This is a genomic window from Pseudomonas sp. M47T1 (assembly GCF_000263855.1).
Lineage (GTDB): Bacteria > Pseudomonadota > Gammaproteobacteria > Pseudomonadales > Pseudomonadaceae > Aquipseudomonas.
The window spans coordinates 151162-165773 of the sequence record NZ_AJWX01000003.1; the positions used below are offsets into that span (position 1 = coordinate 151162).

The 14612-nt window shown below is 63.3% G+C and carries 13 protein-coding genes; 6 read left to right on the forward strand and 7 right to left on the reverse strand.

What is annotated here, in order from left to right; translation table 11 throughout:
* Window positions 1–68: 68 nt before the first annotated feature.
* A complete protein-coding gene (locus PMM47T1_RS04560; protein WP_008366224.1) occupies window positions 69–1304 on the forward strand; it encodes an EAL domain-containing response regulator in 1236 nt (411 codons plus the stop codon).
* Here PMM47T1_RS04560 and PMM47T1_RS04565 read toward each other — a convergent pair.
* A complete protein-coding gene (locus tag PMM47T1_RS04565) occupies window positions 1297–1983 on the reverse strand; it encodes a response regulator transcription factor (RefSeq protein WP_008366226.1) in 687 nt (228 codons plus the stop codon). The two genes, PMM47T1_RS04560 and PMM47T1_RS04565, sit on opposite strands and share 8 nt — an antisense overlap.
* Window positions 1984–2196: 213 nt before the next feature.
* Between PMM47T1_RS04565 and PMM47T1_RS04570 the strand changes: the two genes are divergently transcribed.
* Entirely contained in the window at window positions 2197–2487 is a 291-nt protein-coding gene (locus PMM47T1_RS04570; protein ID WP_008366227.1) for a DUF3509 domain-containing protein, read from the forward strand.
* 169 nt (window positions 2488–2656) lie between these two features.
* Here PMM47T1_RS04570 and PMM47T1_RS04575 read toward each other — a convergent pair whose 3' ends face one another.
* Window positions 2657–3523: a TIGR02285 family protein gene (locus tag PMM47T1_RS04575; RefSeq protein ID WP_043300754.1), complete on the reverse strand. Its 867-nt coding sequence runs from the start codon at window positions 3521–3523 to the stop codon at window positions 2657–2659.
* Window positions 3524–3664: 141 nt separating this feature from the next.
* Here PMM47T1_RS04575 and PMM47T1_RS04580 point away from each other — a divergent pair, with 141 nt between their 5' ends.
* The 3 genes from PMM47T1_RS04580 to PMM47T1_RS04590 all read left to right on the forward strand — a co-directional run bounded on the left by PMM47T1_RS04580 (window position 3665) and on the right by PMM47T1_RS04590 (window position 7157).
* Window positions 3665–4207 (forward strand): YaeQ family protein, encoded by a 543-nt coding sequence (locus tag PMM47T1_RS04580; protein WP_008366232.1) that lies wholly within the window; start codon window positions 3665–3667, stop codon window positions 4205–4207.
* A 44-nt stretch (window positions 4208–4251) separates the two neighbouring features.
* Window positions 4252–5961: a single-stranded-DNA-specific exonuclease RecJ gene (recJ, locus tag PMM47T1_RS04585; protein WP_008366234.1), complete on the forward strand. Its 1710-nt coding sequence runs from the start codon at window positions 4252–4254 to the stop codon at window positions 5959–5961.
* Between the two features lie 89 nt (window positions 5962–6050).
* Window positions 6051–7157 carry an NADH:flavin oxidoreductase/NADH oxidase gene (locus tag PMM47T1_RS04590; RefSeq protein WP_008366236.1) on the forward strand — a complete coding sequence of 369 codons (1107 nt, stop codon included), beginning with the start codon at window positions 6051–6053 and terminating at the stop codon, window positions 7155–7157.
* Window positions 7158–7303: 146 nt separating this feature from the next.
* Here PMM47T1_RS04590 and PMM47T1_RS04595 read toward each other — a convergent pair whose 3' ends face one another.
* Complete coding sequence (locus tag PMM47T1_RS04595; protein ID WP_008366238.1) at window positions 7304–8920, reverse strand: glucan biosynthesis protein D; 1617 nt, start codon at window positions 8918–8920, stop codon at window positions 7304–7306.
* 391 nt (window positions 8921–9311) lie between these two features.
* Here PMM47T1_RS04595 and PMM47T1_RS04600 point away from each other — a divergent pair, with 391 nt between their 5' ends.
* Window positions 9312–9677, forward strand: a complete 366-nt coding sequence (locus PMM47T1_RS04600) for a hypothetical protein (RefSeq protein ID WP_008366240.1) — start codon at window positions 9312–9314, stop codon at window positions 9675–9677.
* A gap of 44 nt (window positions 9678–9721) precedes the next feature.
* Here PMM47T1_RS04600 and PMM47T1_RS04605 read toward each other — a convergent pair whose 3' ends face one another.
* From PMM47T1_RS04605 to PMM47T1_RS04620, 4 genes are all read right to left on the reverse strand, one after another.
* Complete coding sequence (locus PMM47T1_RS04605) at window positions 9722–11200, reverse strand: APC family permease (RefSeq protein WP_008366242.1); 1479 nt, start codon at window positions 11198–11200, stop codon at window positions 9722–9724.
* A 209-nt stretch (window positions 11201–11409) separates the two neighbouring features.
* Window positions 11410–12834, reverse strand: coding sequence for a gamma-aminobutyraldehyde dehydrogenase (locus tag PMM47T1_RS04610; protein ID WP_008366244.1), 1425 nt, complete (start codon window positions 12832–12834; stop codon window positions 11410–11412).
* 22 nt (window positions 12835–12856) lie between these two features.
* Complete coding sequence (locus PMM47T1_RS04615) at window positions 12857–13666, reverse strand: ABC transporter permease (protein ID WP_008366246.1); 810 nt, start codon at window positions 13664–13666, stop codon at window positions 12857–12859.
* Entirely contained in the window at window positions 13656–14612 is a 957-nt protein-coding gene (locus tag PMM47T1_RS04620; RefSeq protein WP_008366248.1) for an ABC transporter permease, read from the reverse strand. The genes PMM47T1_RS04615 and PMM47T1_RS04620 overlap by 11 nt, the downstream gene beginning before the upstream one ends.

Below are 14612 nucleotides of genomic sequence, written 5' to 3' on the forward strand. Positions count from 1 at the left end.
CCTGACCAGATCCCTAGAGTGTGCATCAAGCGCCACTGCCTACTGTGGCGTGATTGGGAGGTATGCACATGCACGCACTTAAAGTTCTGGTTCTTGAAGACAGCCCGTTCCAGCTCATGGCCTTGCATCAGATGCTCAACGCCAGTGGGGTCTTTGACGTACTGACGGCCGAAAGTGTTGATGCTGCGCTGCAGTCATTGGAACGGCGCGGCCCGGTCGACATTGCCATCTGCGATCTGCAGATGGAGGAAGGCGACAGCCTGCAACTGATCCGGCACCTGGCGCGCCATCGCCAGGCTCGGGCGCTGATCATTCTGTCGAGCCTGGAACGCAGCGTGCTCGACAGCGCCAGCCTGCTGGCTCGCCAGTTGGGAATGCACGTGCTGGGGGTGCTGGAAAAACCGGCCAACCCGGTAGTCCTGCACGAGTTGCTGCAAGGTTTCGATCGCCAGAAGGCTCTGGCCGAGGCATCCATTCCACTGGTGGAGGTGAATGAGCTGGTGTGCATGGATGAGCTGACGGTCGAACACCTGCCGCAGCTCAAGGCGCAGTGGCAAACCCACTTCCAGCCCAAGGTGGCGTTTGATGGCCGGTTGCTGGGCGTTGAAGCCCTGGTGCGCTGGAATCACCCGGTACTGGGGCTTCTGTCACCTGCCAGTTTCCTGCCGCTGGTCAGTTACGCGGGGCTGATGCCGCACCTTACCTGGCACGTGCTGGAGGCTGCATTGAACCTGAGCGCCGCTGTGCGCGAGGAGGGTGGCGAGCCCTTGTCAGTGGCGGTGAACGTGCCGCCGGGTATCATCGAGGCCGAGCACTTTGCACCGCAGGTCGAGGCGTTGCTCAAGCAAAAGGACCTGCCTGCGTCGATATTGACCCTGGAAATGCTCGAAAGCCGACAAGCGCCGGCCAGCAGCCTGGAGCTGGAAGCATTGCTGCGACTGCGCATGCTGGGCTGCCACCTGGCCATTGACGACTTTGGCATGGGTGACTCAAACATCCAGCGCCTGCTGGACCTGCCGTTCTCGGAACTGAAGATACCCAGCCTGTTCGTGCGGGGCATGGCCGAAGACGGACGCAAGGCGGCGGTGGTGGCTGGTGCGCTGATCATGGCGCTGCGCATGGGCCTGGACGTAGTGGTCGAGGGCGTCGAGACCGCCAGCGACTTCCAGGCCCTGAAAGCGTTGGGCCAGCCGGCATTGCAAGGGTATTACGTGGCCAGACCGATGTCGGCCCTGGCGCTGCGCGACTGGATGGCCAGCCGCGACCTCGCCCAATGGCAGGATGAGAACCTGCTGCCTAACTGAGGCCGTGCTCCTGCAGGTAGATGAACAACGCGGCATCGTTGGCCACGCCCAGTTTGCGCATGGCGCTGATTTTCTGGGCGCTGACGGTCTGCTTGCTGCGGCTGAGCTGAGCGGCAATTTCACCTACCGACAGGCCGCCGGCCAGCAGGCGGGTCACTTCTATCTCGCGGGGTGACAGGGCTTCGCGTTCAAACATGCGGTCCGGGCGCACCTCGCCGTCCTGCAGCAGTGCCTGGCTGACCGACTCGGCGATGAACACTTTGTTGCGTCGCACCTGGGCAATGGCCAGCGGCAACTCACTGACCAGGCTGGCCTTGCCCAGCACCCCTTTCACGCCCAGGCCGAGCATGGAGCGGAACAGTCCGGCGTTATTGAGCATGGTCACCACCAGGATCGGCAGCTGCGGCCAGTGGCGGCGCACGTTTTCCAGCAGGCGCAGGCCATCGTTCTGGTTCTCTGCCGGCATCATGAAGTCGGTGATCAGCAGGTCGCATTCGCCTTCCTCCAGCCACTGGGTCAGTTCCGACGGGCTGCTGGCTTCACCCACCACCTGCATGTCCGGGTCCTGTTCCAGCACCGCGCGCAAGCCTATGCGGAAAATCGGGTGGTCATCGGCCACGAGGATACGCAGCGGCGAGGTGTGGGACGTATTCACGGCAGGCTCCGAGCAAAAATCCATGGTCCAGGCGCTGAGTCTGGCACATTCGCAGGCATTTCCCCCGCAAACGTTACCGTCTGGATCGGCACCGGTGCACGCGCTGGATTTTTGTGCATTGCAACTGTCATATTCGACGGGCAATCTGGAATGCCCCGCTGCGGGTTTTAGAACTTTTTGGCTTGGCGGCGGGTCTTTGATAGACACCTTGATTTCGAACAACTGAGTGGTGATCGAATGGAAAATATCAACGAGCTGCTGACTGAAGCACTGACGCCCTACCACGTGGACGTGGTTGACGTGGGCGGCCCGCTTGAATGCCGGGTGATATTGCGCGATTCGACTGGCGCTCTGGTGCTGGATCGTTGCTTCAACCGCCGGCAGTTTGCTGACAAACACGGCCTGACCGACGTGGTCGACGGCCTGCATCGCGACTTGATGGTTGCCGAAGGGCGCCTGCAACCCTGCATGCTCGCGGCCCTGGCCAACGGCCCGGCAACCCCGGCCGTTGGCGCATCGATGCGTTAGGGGAACCTTCCCAAACCCTTGTGTTCACATCCTGTAAGGGCAGGGGGGCTTGCATTGTGCTCCGGTGCTTGCCACCTGTCGTATTGGCCCAAATGGGCCATGTTTAACCCCGGGTAGCCTCCCCACTGCCCGGGGTTTCTTTTTGGGCAAAAAGAAAAGAAACGCTCGATCAGTGCTGCGCCATCTCCTCGAAGAACCGCCGTGAATCACGCAGGTAATCATCGCGTGACGCCGCATCCAGCCATTGCGCGTAAAAAACCGGCAACGTAGTGCTGCGCAGTCCCGCCAGCACCGGGTTGAGCCTGTCCACCACAGCGCGGCCTGCGGGCGTGTTTGAGCAGGCTATGTACACCGGTTGATAGCGCGGCACACCGCGCACGGGTACAAACATCAGGTCGGCGCTATCAATTTGCTCCTGAGGGGCCAGGTACAGTACTTCGGGCCAGTAGCCCAACACCCCGTCCAGGCGCCCGCGCTGTTGCATCTGCAACAGGCTGGCCACCGCATCGTTGCCGTGATGGGCACTGACGGCGCCTTCAGGCGCCTGGGCGAGGATGTTGTCGATGGTTGAACCGTAACTGCGCTCGGCCACCCGGCCAATTTTGATATTGGGGCTGGCCAGCACGGCTGGCAGGTCCAGCTCGTCGTGGTGAATGAAAGTGTTGAAGCCATGGCGGTCCTGTCGCCGGATGATCAGGCCGTTGGTCAGCGTGGCGAACACCGGGATGCTGTACACCACGGTCTGGCTACGCTCTGCGGTCCACAGCAGTGTCGGGTCGCAACTGAGCGCAGGCTCCGTCAGCATTTGCGTGGCCCGAGCGCGGTTGACCCGCACCACACTGTGGTCATAGTGCGGCAGGGCCTGCATCAGCAGGGGCAGCAGGCGGTCCACGGCGCCCTGGCCTTCACGCGGGCCACTTTCGATGGTCAGCGGTGGCAGGTCGCGCACCAGCCAGGTCAACGGCTCCCCGGCGCGGGCGATGAGCGGTAAGGCGAGGCACAGCAACAGCAACGTCAATCGGCGGCAACCTTCCATGATGCGAGCTCCGAAACAGCTGGGTGTATAGGTAGCACAGGTCTGCGCCTGCTGGTAAACGTTGTCGGCCATCGGTCTTAGTTGATTAGGCCACGATCGGTTAGACTGTGCGACTTTTCCTCGTAGCAAGAAGCCCCTTTCATGGCCCAGCCGTCCACGACCTACAAATTCGAACTCAATCTGACCGATCTCGACCGTGGGGTCTACGAAAGCGTCAAGCAGACCATCGCCCGTCACCCATCGGAAACCGAAGAGCGCATGACCGTGCGTCTGCTGGCCTACGCCTTCTGGTACAACGAGCAACTGGCGTTTGGTCGCGGCCTGTCGGATGTGGATGAGCCAGCGCTATGGGAAAAGAGCCTCGACGATCGTGTATTGCACTGGATCGAAGTGGGCCAGCCAGACGCCGACCGTCTGACCTGGTGCTCGCGCCGCACCGAGCGCACCAGCCTGCTGGCCTACGGCAGCCTGCGCGTATGGCAGACCAAGGTGGTGGACGCGGTGAAAAACCTGAAGAACGTCAACATCGCCGCCGTACCCCAGGAAGTGCTGGAAATACTGGCCAAGGACATGCCGCGGTCCATCAAGTGGGACGTGATGATCAGCGAAGGCACAATCTTTGTCACCGATGACCGTGGCCAGCACGAAGTTCAGCTTGAATGGCTGCTGGGCGAGCGCGGCTAAGCCACGCCGTCTTTCCTGATTCTGCCCTTTGAAAAAGAAGCCCCATGCGTATCGAACCGCGTCAACTGCCTGCCATCCTGCCATTTCTCGGTGATCTGCCGCCCCTGCTGACGCGCCTGTACGCGGCGCGGGGGGTGCAGTGCGAGGCCGAACTGGACAAGAGCCTGGCGCGGTTGATCCCGTTCCAGCAACTCAAGGGCATGGATGCGGCGGTTGATTTGCTGGTGCAGGCCCTGGCCAGTCGCCAGCGCATCCTCATCGTGGGGGACTTCGACGCTGACGGCGCCACGGCCAGCAGCGTCGGCGTGCTGGGCCTGCGCCTGCTGGGTGCGGCCCATGTCGATTACCTGGTGCCCAACCGCTTCGAGTACGGCTACGGCCTGACACCGGAGATCGTTGCCGTGGCCCTGCAGCGCCAACCGGACCTGCTGGTGACCGTGGACAACGGCATTTCCAGCGTCGAAGGCGTGGCGGCGGCCAAGGCGGCCGGGCTCAAGGTACTGGTTACCGACCACCACTTGCCGGGCCATGAACTGCCGGCGGCCGACGCTATCGTCAACCCCAACCAGCCGGGCTGCGAATTCCCCAGCAAAGCGCTGGCGGGTGTGGGCGTGATCTTCTATGTGCTGATGGCCTTGCGTGCACGTCTGCGCAGCCTGGGGCATTACGATTCGGCACCGCAGCCGAACATCGGCGAACTGCTCGACCTGGTGGCCTTGGGTAGCGTGGCCGACGTGGTACCGCTGGACGCCAACAACCGCATCCTGGTGCACCAGGGCCTGGAGCGGATCCGTGCAGGGCGCGCGCGTCCGGGCCTCAAGGCAATTCTGGAAGTGGCCAAGCGCGATCATCGACGCATCACCTCCACCGACCTGGGTTTCATTCTGGGCCCGCGCTTGAACGCTGCCGGCCGCCTGGATGACATGAGCCTGGGCATCGAGTGCCTGCTCAGCGACGACGCCAGCCTGGCGCAAGCCATGGCCGTGCAACTGGATGAATTGAACCAGGACCGCAAGTCCATCGAGCAGGGCATGCAGCGCGAGGCGCTGGCCCAGCTCAAGGACCTGCCGCTGGAGTCTATGCCGTTCGGGCTGTGCCTGTTCGACGCCGACTGGCACCAGGGTGTCATCGGTATCCTCGCCTCGCGCCTGAAAGAGCGCTACCACCGGCCCACCATTGCCTTTGCCGACGCCGGCGACGGCATGCTCAAGGGTTCGGCGCGCTCGGTCCCCGGGTTTCATATTCGTGACGCGCTGGATGCGGTGGCCGCTCGCCAGCCGCAATTGATCAGCAAGTTCGGCGGCCATGCCATGGCGGCGGGGCTGTCGTTGCCCGAGGGTAATTTCCAGGCGTTCGCCCAGGCGTTCGATGAGGAAGTGCGCCGCCAGTTGCAGGAGGAAGACCTGACGGGTCGCCTGCTCACTGATGGCACCCTGGCGGTTGAAGAGTTTCACCTGGAGCTGGCCCGCGCCCTGCGCCATGCCGGGCCATGGGGGCAGCACTTCCCCGAGCCGCTGTTTCACGGCGTGTTCCAGCTGGCTGAGCAGCGCGTTGTGGGTGAACGGCATCTCAAGGTGGTGCTCAAGAGCGAGTGCGGCTCGGTCAAGCTCGATGGTATCGCCTTTGGCGTGGACCGCGAGGTGTGGCCCAACCCGACCGTGCGCTGGGTGGAGCTGGCCTACAAGCTCGATGTCAATGAGTTCCGTGGCCAGGAAACCGTGCAATTGATGATCGCGCACATCGAGCCGCGCTGAGAAAACCGGCTGAACCCTGTTCAAGGTCATGTTGTCGACTAGGCTCTAAGCATTATTTGCGCCCGACCCCATGCCTTGAGAGGTGCCCCATGAGCCTGCTGCTGGAACCCTACACCCTTCGCCAACTGACCCTGCCCAACCGCATTGCCGTGTCGCCCATGTGCCAGTATTCCAGTGTCGACGGCCTGGCCAACGACTGGCACCTGGTGCACCTGGGCAGCCGCGCCGTGGGTGGCGCCGGCCTGGTGTTTACCGAAGCCACCGCCGTTACCGCCGATGGCCGCATCACCCCTGAAGACCTGGGCCTGTGGAACGACGACCAGATCGAGCCGCTGCAACGCATCACCCGTTTCATCACCTCCCAGGGCGCCGTGCCGGGTATTCAGTTGGCCCACGCCGGGCGCAAGGCCAGCACCTGGCGGCCCTGGCTGGGCAAGGCCGGCAGTATTCCGGTGAACGAAGGCGGCTGGGTGCCGGTGGGGCCGTCGAAGATTGCCTTCGACCCGCGCCATACCGCGCCCACGGCATTGGACGAGGCGCAGATCCAGGAAGTGATACTGGCGTTTGTCGAGGCGGCCAGACGGGCGCTGACAGCCAACTTCAAAGTGGTGGAAGTGCACGCGGCCCACGGCTACTTGCTGCATCAGTTTCTGTCGCCCATCAGCAATCAGCGCCAGGACAGTTACGGCGGCTCTTTTGAAAACCGTATCCGCCTGACCCTGCAAGTTACCGAAGCGATTCGCACTGTGTGGCCGCAGGAGTTGCCGGTGTTCGTGCGCGTGTCGGCCACTGACTGGGTGGAGGATGGCTGGAATCCAGACGAAACCGTGGAGTTGGCCAAGCGCCTGAAGGCCTTGGGCGCGGACCTGATTGATGTGTCATCGGGGGGCACGGCGGCGAATGCCGAGATTCCCACCGGGCCCGGCTACCAGACCCGTTTTGCCGAGCGCGTGCGCAAGGAATCGGGCATTGCCACCGGTACCGTGGGCATGATCACCGAGCCGGCCCAGGCCGAGCATATCCTGCGCACTTGCCAGGCCGACATCATCCTGCTGGCCCGCGAACTGCTGCGCGACCCTTACTGGCCGCTGCATGCCGACGACGACCTGGGCGGCCGCCTGGCCACCTGGCCGGCGCAATACCAACGCGCCACCCACCGCGACCAGCCCATCCACGAATCCGACCTGCGCGATTGAACACCGCGTTGTGGGAGCACTGTCTTAATGTGGGGGCGGGTTCTACCCGCGAAACTGGCACCGGGGCGTTCTGAAACACCGCAGCCTCTTTTTCGCGGGTAGAACCCGCCCCCACATCAGACAGCGTCACGGGTGCCCCGGCAGGATCAGGTGTACTTGCGCTTGTCCGGCGCCGGCGGGAAGTACTGGTACAACCAAGTCTCGCTCAGCGTGCGCTCATGGGTGCGGATGAACAGGCGCATTTCCACCGGCTCGACGCTGTCGCTGGTGGGGTGCCAGTCAAAGGTAATTCGATAACCCTTGTCCGGCAGCGCCAGCACGTTGAAGTCTTGCACCTTGCCACTGGACACCGTGACCACCGGTTCGATACCGGTACCTTCGGGCAGGTGCTCCAGGCCACCACCCTTGAAGTCCACGGCAAAGCGCCGCGCCCACACTTGCGGGTAGTGCTCCCCTGGTGCCCAACCCTCGGTAAAGCCGCCCATGCCCGAGCGCGTGGCAAACACCCGCGCCAGCGGCGTGCCCACCGGTGGCAGGGCGCTCCAGTACAGCTTGTAGCCGAAGTTCAGCGCATCACCGGCTTTCACCGGCTGCTTGGGGGTCCAGAAGGCAACGATGTTGTCCAGGGTTTCGCCGGTGGTGGGGATCTCCATCAGGCTCACCGCGCCTTCGCCCCAATTGGTGGTGGGTTCCACCCACAGGCTTGGGCGCTTGTCGTAGCCGTCGACGGTGTCCTGGTAGCTGTCGAAGTCGTGGTCGGTCTGCACCAGGCCAAAGCCCTTGGGGTTGTTGTCGGCGAACGCGTTGAACTGCAGCGTGGCCGGGTTGTTCAGTGGCCGGCAGATCCACTCGCCATTGCCGCGCCACATGGCCAGGCGGTCGGAGTCATGGATTTGCGGGTGGATGGTGTCGCACATGCGCCGTTCCTGAGTACCGCAACTGAACATGCTGGTCATCGCCGAAATGCCCAGTTGCTCGATGTCGGTACGGGCGAACACGTGCGCGTCGATGGCCATTACCACCTGCTGGGCCTGGCAGTCGATGTCGAACTTGTAGGCGCCCGCGGCGCTGGGGGATTCCAGCAGGGCATAGACGGTGAAACGGGTGCTTTCCTTGTCCGGGGTTTCAAACCAGAACTTGGTGAAATCGGGGAATTCCTCGCGCTTTTTCGCGTAGGTATCAATGGCCAGGCCGCGCGCCGACAGGCCGTATTGGCCGGTGGTATCCACCGCGCGGAAATAGCTGGCACCCAGGAAGGACAGGATGTCGTGTTTGTCCAGTTCCGGTGCCTTGAACAGGCGGAACCCGGCAAAGCCCAGGTCGCCCTTGAGCTGCTTGGTGTCCACGCCCGTGTTGTCATAGTGGAACAGCGGGGGGTGGAAGTGCACCTCGCGCGCCTGCTGCTTGCCGGCGTCGACGCTGTACATGCGCACGGGCAGCTTGAAGCCCATGCCCACGTGGAAAAATTGTACGTCCAACTGGCCCTTGTTGTCATACCACAGCGAATGTTCGGGGTCGTACTGAATGGCATTGAACTGCAGCGGCGTCATGTTCGCCAGGGTCGGCGGCAATACTTGCTTGCGGTCGGTATAACCCTGGGTGGCCAACTGTCGTGCCTGGGCCTGCAGCAAATCGAAACTGAACGGCTCGGCATCGCCATCGGCGGTGGCGGCCATGGCCTGCGCGGCCAGCAGGCCGGTGCCGGATAGGCCGGTATAGGCGGCGAGCGCCATCGAGGCCTTGAGAAGGTGCCTACGGTGCATAAATAAACCTGTCTGCAAAGAATCCGGGCTGCCTCCTGGCGGCCTGGCTGGATCGAGATAAAGGTCTGGACATGCCCTCGGCCAAACGCAACCAACTCATAACAGATAACAAAGTGGGCGATGGGTTCGCAAGGTGTGGGAAAAAAAGTCAGTGTGCACGCGTGGGGTACCGCGTCCTGAACCCGGTTTTCCACGTGTAACCCCGGAACAAGGATGAATTCCATTACTTTATTGGTGACCAACACCCAGCCGTGCCTTGCTTGAGCGGTAGGTCGAACATGCGTCTTGGGAAACATCCTACAAAAACTCCAGATCCTTCCTCCTCAATGCCCTCGGCAACCCCTCAATAATCGCCTCTCCCGTGATCAACACCCCAGAGAGGACGCCCCTCATGCCCAGAGCCAGACCCACGCGTATCATCATCACCGGCCATGTGGTCTTCGATCCGAATTTCGGTGGCAGCGGCGATATCCACCTGTACTGGCGGGATGTGAGCGGCGCGGCGGGTGAGGACGGTGGGGGAGTCAGACCGGCGCAGCCGGGCTATTTTTCCGCGAGCATTTTCGATGGCAGTGATTGGCGCAAGCTGCAATTGAGCCGCTTGCTGCCGTACGCGGAGCGCGCGTACCAGCGTGCGGTGCAGCGCCCGCGAGTGGCGGAGGCGCTGAGGCTGGTGATTCTGCAGTGGCGGGGCGAGTCGGCCCAATACCACGATGAATCACGCACCTTTCGCCTGGCCGCCCGCGAGTTGTACTGAGCCCTGCCGCAGGCAACCGGGCCTGCGACGGGAAAGCGGTTATGTCAGCGGCCGATTTTCCAGGCATCGCCCGCCGGCGCGTTGCCGCGGTCGTAGGGCTTGGCCAGCCACATGTACAGCAGGCCCAGGCCGATCACCACCGCAGTGGTCACCACCATGGCGTAGTTCACGTACCAGGCGGCGTCCGGGGTACGCGGCCACGCCATGTTGATGATGGCGCCCACGCCGTACACCAGTGCGCCAACGTTCACCGGCAGGCCCCAGCGGCCCAGGTTGAACTTGCCACTGGGCTTCCAGCCACGCAGGCGGGCGTACAGGGAAGCCAGCACGATCATCTGGAACGCCAGGTAGATGCCGATGGCGGCGAAGCTGACAATAGTGGCCACCGCGTCCTGCAGGAAGAAACCGAGGATGATGATCAGCGCCGGCAGGATACCGGCCACGAACAGGGCATTGACCGGCACCTGGGTGGTGGCCGACAGGCGCTTGAGCAGACCGCTGCCGATCACCATTTCATCCCGGGCGTAGGAATACAGCAGGCGGCTGGCGGCGGCCTGCAGGCTGATCACGCAGGAGATGAACGAGACCATCACTACGGCCATGACCACACGCGAACCGACGCTGCCAAAGGCATTGTTGAGCACCGTGGTGACCGGGTCCTTGTCGGTGCCGTTGATCACCGCTTGCATGTCCGGCACGGCAAGTATCAGCGCCAGGCAGGCGAACATCGCCGAGATGCCGCCGATGTAGATGGTCATGCGCATGGCCACCGGGATGCGCTTGCTGGGGTTGGGGGTTTCCTCGGCCACGTCACCGCAGGCTTCGAAGCCGTAGTAGAGGAACATACCCGCCAGCGAGGCGGTGAGGAAGGCCGGCAAGTAAGAGCCGTCGACGCTGATGTCGAAGGTGTTCCAGAGCACGCTGATGGGCTGGTGGCGCTCGAAGATCAACAGGTAGATACCCACGATCAGGGCGCCCACGAGCTCGCAGAGGAAGCCGAACATGGCGATGCGCGCAAGCATCTTGGTGCCGCTGAGGTTCACCAGGGTGGCGAACAGGGTCAGTATCAACGCGATGACAATGTTGGTGTTGTTGCTTGGCTCAAAGCCCAGCATCACGGCGAGGTAAGGCCCGGCGCCCACGGCTACCGCGGCGATGGTCACGCACAGCGCGATGGAGTAGATCCAGCCCACCATCCACGCCCAGCGCTTGCCCACCAAGCGGCGCGCCCAGGGGTAGACGCCACCGGAAATGGGGAACTGCGACACCACTTCACCGAATATCAGGCACACCAGCATCTGCCCCAGGCCCACCAGCAGGTAGGCCCAGAACATCGGCGGGCCGCCGGCGGCCAGGCAAAGGCCGAACAGGGTGTAGACGCCCACTACCGGTGACAGGTAGGTGAAACCCAGGGCGAAGTTTTCCCACAGGCTCATGCTGCGGTTGAAGTTGGAGGTGTAGCCCAGTTGTCTGAGCTGCTCGGCATCGTGGTCCACGGCTGCCATGTCAGGGGTGACGCTCATGTGTGTGCTCCGAAAGAATCGGCAGATTCAGGTTGCAGGGTGCCCGGGGGTGGTGCCCAAAGGCACGTCCCAGGTCGTTGTTGTATGAAGGGTGAACACTTGGCCCGTGCAGGAGCGGACTGCGTCCGCGAACCAGGCACTGCGGTGCATCTGGCGTATTGCTGTGCGGCCCTCGCGGGCACGGCCCGCTCCTGCAGGTTGCTGGTGTTTCAGTGCTTGATCATCACGTGACGTACGGTGGTGTAGTCCTCCAGGCCGTACATGGACATGTCCTTGCCATAGCCAGACAGCTTCTGCCCGCCGTGGGGCATTTCGCTCACCAGCATGAAGTGCGTGTTCACCCAGGTGCAGCCGTATTGCAGGCGTGCGCTCAGGCGGTGGGCGCGGCCCACGTCCTGGGTCCACACCGACGACGCCAGGCCGTAGTCCGAGTCATTGGCCCAGCCCAGCACCTGGGCTTCGTCCTCGAACCGGGTCACCGACACCACTGGGCCGAACACTTCGCGGCGCACGATCTCGTCGTCCTGTTGGGCGTCTGCCAGCACGGTGGGCTGGAAGAAGAAACCATTGCCTTCGCCGGCCTTGCCGCCCGTCACCAGGCGAATGTGCGGCTGCGCCAGGGCGCGTTCCACGAAGCCGGCCACGCGGTCGCGGTGCTGGGCGGTGATCAGTGGCCCCAGTTCGGTGTGCGGATCATCCTGCAGGCCGTACTTGATGGTGCTGACGGCGGCGCCGAGCTTTTCGACAAACTGCTCGTAAATGCCCTTTTGCGCGTAGATGCGGCACGCCGCGGTGCAGTCCTGGCCGGCGTTGTAGAAACCGAAGGTGCGAATGCCCTCCACGGCGGCATCGATGTCGGCGTCGTCGAAAATGATCACCGGCGCCTTGCCACCCAGCTCCATGTGCATGCGCTTGACGCTGTCGCTGGTGCTGGAAATGATAGTGGCGCCCGTGGCGATGGAGCCGGTCAGCGACACCATGCGCACCTTGGGGTGCGTGACCAGCGGGTTACCCACGGTTGGGCCGCGGCCGAACACCAGGTTGAGCACGCCGGCCGGGAAAATATCGTTGGCCAGTTGCGCCAGGCGCAGGGCCGTCAGCGGGGTTTGCTCGGAGGGCTTGAGCACCACGGTGTTGCCGGCGGCCAGCGCCGGGGCGATCTTCCAGGCCACCATCATCAGCGGGTAGTTCCACGGTGCGATGGACGCGATGACGCCCACCGGGTCGCGCCGGATCATCGAGGTGTGGCCCGGCAGGTACTCGCCTGCCGCCGAACCGCTCATGCAGCGCGTGGCCCCGGCGAAGAAGCGGAACACGTCGGCAATGGCCGGAATCTCGTCGTTCAGCGCCGCGCTGTAGGGTTTGCCGCAGTTGTCCGATTCCAGCTTGGCCAGCTCTTCGCCGTGGGCTTCAATGGCGTCGGCCAACTTCAGCAACAGCAGGGCGCGGTCCTTGGGCGCGGTCTGCGACCAGCTGTCGAAGGCGGCGTCGGCGGCACGCACGGCGGCGTCCACCTGGGCCTCGGTGGCTTCGTGGATTTCCACCAGCACGCGGCCCTGGGCCGGGTTGAACACCGATTGCAGCGGGCCTTCGCCCTGGACGAATTGGCCGTTGATCAGCAGTTGGGTTTGCATGTTGTTTTCCCCTTTGAAGGTCTTATTTGCCGCCACTGCCGGCCACGCTTTCGCCGCCGCGTGTCAGGTAGTAGGCGCCCAGGATCGGTACCATGGTCACCAGCATCACCAGCATGGCGACCACGTTGGTCACCGGTACGTCGCGCGGGCGGCTGAGTTGGTTGAGCAACCAGATCGGCAGCGTGCGCTCGTGGCCGGCAGTGAAAGTAGTGACGATGATTTCGTCGAACGACAGGGCGAACGCCAGCATGCCGCCTGCCAGCAACGCCGAGCCCAGGCTGGGCAGGATGATGTAGCGAAAGGTCTGCCAGCCGTCGGCGCCCAAGTCCATGGACGCCTCTATCAGGCTGTGCGAGGTACGCCGCAGCCGGGCAATGACGTTGTTGTAGACAATCACCACGCAGAAGGTGGCGTGGCCGATGATGATGGTCATCAGGCCGGGCTCGATACCCAGGCTCTTGAACGCCGACAGCAGCGCGATGCCGGTGATGATGCCGGGCAGGGCGATGGGCAGGATCAGCATCAGCGAAATGCCCTCCTTGCCGAAGAAGTTGCGCCGGTACAGCGCCGCCGACGCCGGGGTGCCCAGCACAATGGCGATCAGCGTGGCCACGCAGGCCACTTGCAGTGACAGCTTGATCGACTCCAGCACGTCAGTGCGGGCGAAGGCTACGCTGAACCACTTGAGGGTGAAGCCCTGGGGCGGAAAGCTGAAGGCTGCGTCTTCGGTGTTGAAGGCGTACAGGAAGATAATCAGGATGGGAAAGTGCAGGAACACCAGCCCGCCCCAGGCAGCCAGGCGCAGGCCCCACGGCGCTTTATCAGAGTGCATCGAAGGCCCCCAGGCGTTTGACGATGGACAGGTACACCGCGATCAGCACAATCGGCACCAGGGTGAAAGCTGCGGCCATGGGCATGTTGCCAATGGCGCCTTGCTGGGCATAGACCATGCTGCCGATGAAGTAACCGGGCGGGCCCACCAGTTGCGGCACGATGAAGTCGCCCAGGGTCAGCGAGAACGTGAAGATGGAGCCGGCGGCAATGCCCGGCACCGACAGCGGCAAAACCACTTGCAGGAACGTCTGGCGCGGCTTGGCCCCCAAGTCGGCGGAGGCTTGCAGCAATGACGGCGGCAAGCGTTCCAGCGAGGCCTGTATCGGCAGAATCATGAACGGTAGCCAGATGTACACGAACACCAGGAAGCGCCCCAGGTGCGAGGTGGACAGGGTGCTGCCACCAATCCCCGGAATGCCCAGCACCGCTTGCAGCAGCGGCGCCAGGCCCAGGTGCTGGACAAACCACTGGGCCACGCCGCCTTTGGCCAGCAGCAGCGTCCAGGCATAGGCCTTGACGATGTAGCTGGCCCACATGGGCATCATCACCGCGATATAGAAAAACGCCTTGGTCTTGCCGCTGGTGTAGCGTGCCATGTAGTAGGCGATGGGGAAGGCCACCAGGGCGCTGGCCATCGACACCACTACCGCCATGGTCAGGGTGCGCTGAATGATGTCGAAGTTGGCCGGGTTGAACAGCGCGGCGAAGTTGGCCAGCGTCAGGTCTGGCGTCACCGTCATGCTGAAGTCGTCGAAGGTATAGAACCCTTGCCATAAAAGGTTCAGCAGTGAACCCAGGTAGATGGCACCGAACCACAGCAACGGCGGCACCAGCAACAGCGACAGGTACAGGTTGGGCGTGCGGTACAGCAGCGTCCAAAGCCGCCGCAGGGGCGAGCGCGGGCGGTGCGGCAGCAGCGCCGGTTTATCCAGGGCCATGCTCAT

Bases quoted from the DNA above. Each gene is read 5' to 3' on its own strand.
- PMM47T1_RS04570 (WP_008366227.1), top strand. From the start codon at position 2,197: ATGGAAAATATCAACGAGCTGCTGACTGAAGCACTGACGCCCTACCAC.
- PMM47T1_RS04610 (WP_008366244.1), bottom strand. From the start codon at position 12,834: ATGCAAACCCAACTGCTGATCAACGGCCAATTCGTCCAGGGCGAAGGC.
- PMM47T1_RS04575 (WP_043300754.1), bottom strand. From the start codon at position 3,523: ATGGAAGGTTGCCGCCGATTGACGTTGCTGTTGCTGTGCCTCGCCTTA.
- recJ (WP_008366234.1), top strand. From the start codon at position 4,252: ATGCGTATCGAACCGCGTCAACTGCCTGCCATCCTGCCATTTCTCGGT.
- PMM47T1_RS04560 (WP_008366224.1), top strand. From the start codon at position 69: ATGCACGCACTTAAAGTTCTGGTTCTTGAAGACAGCCCGTTCCAGCTC.
- PMM47T1_RS04595 (WP_008366238.1), bottom strand. From the start codon at position 8,920: ATGCACCGTAGGCACCTTCTCAAGGCCTCGATGGCGCTCGCCGCCTAT.
- PMM47T1_RS04580 (WP_008366232.1), top strand. From the start codon at position 3,665: ATGGCCCAGCCGTCCACGACCTACAAATTCGAACTCAATCTGACCGAT.
- PMM47T1_RS04605 (WP_008366242.1), bottom strand. From the start codon at position 11,200: ATGAGCGTCACCCCTGACATGGCAGCCGTGGACCACGATGCCGAGCAG.
- PMM47T1_RS04615 (WP_008366246.1), bottom strand. From the start codon at position 13,666: ATGCACTCTGATAAAGCGCCGTGGGGCCTGCGCCTGGCTGCCTGGGGC.
- PMM47T1_RS04600 (WP_008366240.1), top strand. From the start codon at position 9,312: ATGCCCAGAGCCAGACCCACGCGTATCATCATCACCGGCCATGTGGTC.
- PMM47T1_RS04620 (WP_008366248.1), bottom strand. From the start codon at position 14,612: ATGAGCATGGCCCTGGATAAACCGGCGCTGCTGCCGCACCGCCCGCGC.
- PMM47T1_RS04565 (WP_008366226.1), bottom strand. From the start codon at position 1,983: ATGGATTTTTGCTCGGAGCCTGCCGTGAATACGTCCCACACCTCGCCG.
- PMM47T1_RS04590 (WP_008366236.1), top strand. From the start codon at position 6,051: ATGAGCCTGCTGCTGGAACCCTACACCCTTCGCCAACTGACCCTGCCC.